This is a genomic window from Geodermatophilus sp. SYSU D00766 (assembly GCF_054049915.1).
The window spans coordinates 95,578-101,634 of the sequence record NZ_JBJGYI010000015.1; the positions used below are offsets into that span (position 1 = coordinate 95,578).

The 6,057-nt window shown below is 74.8% G+C and carries 3 protein-coding genes; 2 read left to right on the forward strand and 1 reads right to left on the reverse strand.

Features of this window, described 5'->3' with window-relative positions; genetic code table 11:
- Positions 1 to 15: 15 nt before the first annotated feature.
- Positions 16 to 2,043 carry an alpha-1,4-glucan--maltose-1-phosphate maltosyltransferase gene (locus ACI8AD_RS13320; RefSeq protein WP_456871009.1) on the reverse strand — a complete coding sequence of 676 codons (2,028 nt, stop codon included), beginning with the start codon at positions 2,041 to 2,043 and terminating at the stop codon, positions 16 to 18.
- 153 nt (positions 2,044 to 2,196) lie between these two features.
- Here ACI8AD_RS13320 and glgP point away from each other — a divergent pair, with 153 nt between their 5' ends.
- Positions 2,197 to 4,746 carry an alpha-glucan family phosphorylase gene (gene glgP / locus ACI8AD_RS13325; RefSeq protein WP_456871010.1) on the forward strand — a complete coding sequence of 850 codons (2,550 nt, stop codon included), beginning with the start codon at positions 2,197 to 2,199 and terminating at the stop codon, positions 4,744 to 4,746.
- A gap of 118 nt (positions 4,747 to 4,864) precedes the next feature.
- Positions 4,865 to 5,878, forward strand: coding sequence for an FHA domain-containing protein (locus ACI8AD_RS13330; RefSeq protein ID WP_456871011.1), 1,014 nt, complete (start codon positions 4,865 to 4,867; stop codon positions 5,876 to 5,878).
- Positions 5,879 to 6,057: the final 179 nt, after the last annotated feature.

Consider the following 6,057-nt stretch of genomic DNA (forward strand, 5'->3'; position numbering starts at 1 on the left):
GTGGGGCGGGGGGGGTCAGGGCACGGCCGGCGACCAGGTGACCGGCCGCGGGAGGTGCACCGAGAGGACGTGCGCGGGCTCCCAGTAGGGGTCCAGCTCGACGTAGTTGAACTGCCCCCAGTCGTAGCGGGCGCCGGTGAGCTCGTCGGTGACGGCGAAGCGCTCGTGCCAGTCCAGCCCGAGCGCGGGCAGGTCCAGCGACGTCGTCCCGATCTGCCGGTTCTGGCTGTCCAGCGCGCAGACGACGAGGACGGCGTCCTGCGAGCCGGGGTCGGTCTTGGAGAAGCAGATGAGGTTCGGGTTGTCGACCGGGTGGAAGCGCAGCGTGCGCAGCTGCTGCAGCGCCGGGTGCTGCCGGCGGATCTCGTTGAGCCGGCGCAGGTAGGGCGCGAGGCTCCGGCCGGCCGCCTCGGCGCCGGCCCAGTCGCGCGGCCGCAGCCGGTACTTCTCGCTGTCGAGGTACTCCTCGCTGCCGGGCCGCACCGCCACGTGCTCGTAGAGCTCGTAGCCGGAGTACACGCCCCAGGTGGGGCTCATCATCGACGCGAGCACCGCCCGGATCTTGAACATCGGCGGCCCGCCGTACTGCAGGCTCGCGTGCAGGATGTCGGGGGTGTTCACGAAGAAGTTCGGCCGCATGTAGTGCGCGTTGGCGGCCAGCTCGCGGCCGTAGTCCTCGAGCTCCCCGCGCCCGGTCCGCCAGGTGAAGTACGTGTAGGACTGGGTGAACCCGATCCGCGCGAGCTGGTGCATCATCGCCGGCCGGGTGAACGCCTCGGCCAGGAAGAGCACGTCGGGGTCGGTCTCCTTGACCTGCCAGATCAGCCAGTGCCAGAAGTCCAGCGGCTTGGTGTGCGGGTTGTCGACCCGGAAGACCCGCACGCCGGCGTCCACCCACACCCGGATGACGCGCAGGCACTCCGCGTAGATGCCCTCGGGGTCGTTGTCGAAGTTGACCGGGTAGATGTCCTGGTACTTCTTCGGCGGGTTCTCCGCGTAGGCGATCGTCCCGTCGGGCTTGGTGGTGAACCACTCCGGGTGCTCCTTGACCCACGGGTGGTCCGGGGCGGCCTGCAGCGCGAAGTCGAGCGCCACCTCCATGCCCAGCGCCCGGGTGCGGGTGACGAAGGCCCGGAAGTCCTCCATGGTGCCCAGCTGCGGGTGGATCGCGTCGTGGCCGCCCTCGGCGCTGCCGATCGCCCACGGCGAGCCGACGTCGTCGGGACCGATCTCGTTCGGGTTCCCGCCGGGGTACTGCGGGGTGTTGGGGCCCTTGCGGTTGACCGTGCCGATCGGGTGGATCGGCGGCAGGTAGACGACGTCGAAGCCCATCTCGGCGATCGCCGGCAGCCGCTCGGAGGCGGTGGCGAAGGTGCCGTGCGTGGGCCGGCCGTCGACGACCGCCCCCTCCGAGCGGGGGAAGTACTCGTACCAGGAGCCGAACAGGGCACGCGGCCGGTCGACCCACACCTCGTGGTCGGCGGTCGGGGTGACCAGCTCCCGCACCGGGTGCGCGTCGAGGTACTGCTGCACCGCCGAGGACAGCGCGGGCGCCACCCGGTCGTGCAGCGTCAGGGAGGTGTCGCGCAGCGCGGCCGCGGCCCCGCCGAGCCGGCCGCGCCACTCGTCGTCGGCGTCGGCGGCCACGCGCTCGAGCAGCCGCGCGCCCTCCTCGAGGTCGTTGGCCAGCTCCCCGGGGCCCTGCCCGGCGTCGATCTTCACCTCGACGGCGTGGTGCCAGGTGGCCAGCGGGTCGCTCCAGGCCTCGACCCGGAAGGTCCAGCGCCCCTCGCGGTCGGGGACGACGGTGGCGATCCAGCGGTCGGGCTGGTCGCTGTACCGGCGCATGCGCGTGAACGCGCCGCGGGTCCCGTCCGGAGCGGTCCAGACGACGTCGGCCGCGACGGCGTCGTGGCCCTCGCGGAACACGGTGGCCGTGACCGGCAGGTGCTCACCGACCACGGCGCGGGCCGAGAAGGACCCGCAGGACACGACGGGGGCGACATCGGTGATGCCGAGGCGGAGGTCAGTGCGGCGAGTCATCCCGGCCACGCTATCCACCGCGCGGGTCGCCCACACCTCGGCCACCGGGGCGGGGGAGCGGACCGCGCGGAGCCGGAACCGGGAGGGTGAGACGGGGGTGGGACGCACCGGAGCCGACCTGTCCCGCCCCGCGCCGCTGGCTAGGCTCCCCGCGTGCGAGCACTGCGTCGGTTCACCGTCCGGGCGGCCCTGCCCGAGGCCCTCCTGCCCCTGTCCCAGCTGGTCACGAACCTGCGCTGGTCGTGGCACCCGGAGACCCGCGACCTGTTCGAGGCGCTGGACCCGGAGCTGTGGCGCCGTTGCAACAACGACCCGGTCAAGGTGCTCGGGGAGGTCTCGGCCGAGCGGCTGGCCGCGCTGTCGGCCGACCGCCGGTTCCTGCGACGGCTGCAGGACGTCGTCGACGACCTCGAGGACTACCTGTCCGCCGAGCACTGGTACCAGTCGCTGGGCCCCGACGCCCCGCGGACCATCGCCTACTTCTCCGCCGAGTTCGGCATCACCGAGGTCCTCCCGCAGTACTCCGGCGGCCTGGGCATCCTCGCCGGGGACCACCTCAAGGCCGCCTCCGACCTCGGCGTGCCGCTGATCGGCGTGGGGCTGCTCTACCGCGCCGGCTACTTCGAGCAGGGCCTGTCGGCCGACGGCTGGCAGCTCGAGCACTACCCCTCGCTGGACCCGCACGGCCTGCCGGTCAAGCTGCTGCGCCAGCCCGACGGGTCCGCCGTCGTCATCTCCGTGCCGCTGCCGGAGGGGCGCACGCTGCACGCGCACGTGTGGCGGGCGCAGGTCGGCCGGGTGTCGCTGCTGCTGCTCGACAGCGACATCGAGGAGAACGCCCCGGCCGAGCGCAGCGTCACCGACCGGCTCTACGGCGGCGACGAGGACCACCGGCTGCGGCAGGAGATGCTGCTGGGCATCGGCGGGGTCCGGGCGCTGCGCGCCTACTGCCAGCTCACCGGCACCCCGCAGCCGGAGGTGTTCCACGCCAACGAGGGCCACGCCGGCTTCCAGGGCGTCGAGCGGATCCGCGAGCTGACCGAGTCGCACGGGCTGTCGTTCCCCGAGGCGCTGCAGGCCGTCCGCGCCGGCACCGTGTTCACCACGCACACGCCCGTCCCCGCCGGCATCGACCGCTTCCCGCGGGCGCTCATCGAGCGCTACTTCGCCGGCTTCGGCGTCCCGCTCGACCAGCTCATCCCGCTGGGTGCCGAGGAGGACCCGGCGAAGTTCAACATGGCGCACATGGGCCTGCGGCTGGGGCAGCGGGCCAACGGCGTGAGCGAGCTGCACGGGCACGTCAGCCGCGGGATGTTCCGCGACCTGTGGCCGGGCTTCGACGAGGCCGACGTCCCGATCGGCTCGATCACCAACGGCGTGCACGCCCCCACGTGGACCGCGCGGGAGCTCGTGGAGCTGGGCACCCAGACCTCCCGGGCCGGCGACCCGGTCGAGAGCCGGGGGCCGGTCTCCTTCGACGGCGTCGACCGCATCCCCGCGTCGGAGCTGTGGGCCACCCGCCGGATGCTGCGGGCCCGGCTGGTCGACGAGGTCCGCCGCCGGCTGCGCGACACCGCGCTCTCGCGCGGGGCGGCCGAGGCCGAGGTCGGCTGGACCGACGGCGCCTTCGACCCCGACGTCCTCACCATCGGCTTCGCCCGCCGCGTGCCCTCCTACAAGCGGCTCACGCTCATGCTGCGCGACCCCGCCCGGCTCAAGGCGCTGCTGCTGGACCCGGAGCGGCCGATCCAGCTGGTCATCGCCGGCAAGAGCCACCCGGCCGACGACGGCGGCAAGCAGCTGATCCAGCAGATGGTGAAGTTCGCCGACGACCCCGAGATCCGGCACCGCATCGCGTTCCTGCCCGGCTACGACATCGGGATGGCCCGCTACCTCTACTGGGGCTGCGACGTCTGGCTGAACAACCCGCTGCGCCCGCTGGAGGCCTGCGGCACCTCGGGCATGAAGGCGGCGCTCAACGGCGGGCTGAACCTGTCCATCCGGGACGGCTGGTGGGACGAGTGGTTCGACGGCCAGAACGGCTGGGCGATCCCCACCGCCGACGGCGTCGCCGACCACGACCGCCGCGACGAGGTCGAGGCCCGCGCCATCTACGACCTGCTGTCGACGCAGGTGCTGCCGCGGTTCTACGAGACCGACCGCGACGGCATCCCGACCCGGTGGGTGGAGATGGTGCGCCACACGCTGCGCGAGACCGGCCCGAAGGTGCTGGCCACCCGCATGGTGCGCGACTACGTCGAGCAGCTGTACGTGCCGGCCGCCGGGTCGGCCCGCTCGATGGCCGATGCCGGCTACGCCCCGGCGCGCACCGAGGCGCACTGGCGGGCCCGGATCCTGGACAGCTGGAGCGGCGTGCGGGTGGCGCACGTGGAGGCCACCGGCGCCGGGGACACCCCGGAGATCGGCTCCACGCTGGCGCTGCGGGCCGAGGTGGAGCTGCCGCACCTGAGCCCCGCCGACGTCGAGGTGCAGGCGGCCTACGGGCGGGTCGACGACGCCGACGGCCTGCACGAGGTCACCACGGTGCCGATGGAGCACGAGCAGACCGAGGGCTCCCGGCACTGGTTCACCGCCACGCTGCCGCTGGAGCGCACCGGCGCGTTCGGGTACACGGTCCGGGTGCTGCCGCACTCCGAGCACCTGGCCACCCCCGCGGAGCTGGGCCTGGTCCGCAGCGCCTAGCGGTCGGGCCGGCGACCCACCCGTCACGCCGGTCGCAGCGCCCCCACGGGGAGCGGCGACCGGCGTGGCGGTGCTGCCGGGCCGCCCACTCCCGGCCGAGGTCACTAGGCTGGCGCGCATGCCCGACCGCTGTGAAGTCCTGCCCGGAGACGCCGTCGTCGCACGACGCGGCGGGGGACTGCTCTGGGTCGACGCTCCGGGCTCGCCGGCCCTCGTCGCCGCCCTGCACGCCTGCCTGGGCGTCGCCGGCCCCGGCGCCGACCGCGTGCTGGCCGCCGTGGCCTCCCAGGTGCCCGCGCTCGGCGGCAGCTCGGCGTCCTTCGCCCTCGTCCTCGTCGACTCCGAGGGGGGCTCGGGCACCGGCGTCGCGCTGTGGGCCGGCAAGGGGCAGCCCGCCGTCGACGGCGTCCCGGTCTCCGGCCAGCCGGCCGACGGGTGCACCGTGGCCGCCGGCTTCCCGCTGGGCGGCACCCTCTACGTCGGCCCCGGGCAGGCCGCGCCGTCGATGCCGCCCGGTGTCGCCTACGACCTGCACACCGGCACCGTCCCCGGGTCCGGCGCGCTGCTGCACCTGGCCGCGCCCGCCCACGCCGGTGCCGCCGCCGCGCCGTCGTCCGCCGCGCCGTCGTCGTTCACGGCCGGCTCCGACGCCGGGTTCGCCGGTGCCTCCTCCTACGGGGCCGCCGCCAGCACGCCGTCCTACGGCTCGTCCGGCTCCTCGGTCGTGGGGTCCGGCGCCCGCGCCGACGAGGGCGAGGAGACGGCGTTCTGGAAGCCCGACACCGCCTCGGCCCCCGTGCTGCGCTTCGACGACGGCCTGGTCGTCACCGTCGACGAGGACCTCGTCCTCGGCCGCCGGCCCGACAGCCACGAGCTGGTGACCTCGGGCAACGCCCGGCCGGTGCCGATCGCCGACACGCAGAACGTGCTGTCCTCGGCGCACGCGGCCATCCAGCGCGCCGGCCGCGAGGTCACGCTGACCGACCTCGGCTCGCTCAACGGCACGCACGTCGCCGGGCCGGAGGCGACCGAGTGGACCCAGCTCGAGCCCGGCGTCGCCCACCCGCTCGCCGACGGTGACCGGCTGCTGCTCGGCTGGACGGTCATCACCTACGAGCAGCCGCAGGACTGAACGCGGCTCAGCCCCGCGCCTCGGGAGCCCCGGCCCACCACGGACCGGGGCTCCCGTCGTCCGCGGGCCGGGGCGTCCTCCCTCACCGCCGGGGGGGGGGGGGGGGGGGGGCCCCGCCCGCGCGGCCGCCCCCCCCCCCCCCCCCCCCCCCCCCCCCCCCCCCCCCCCCCCCCCCCCCC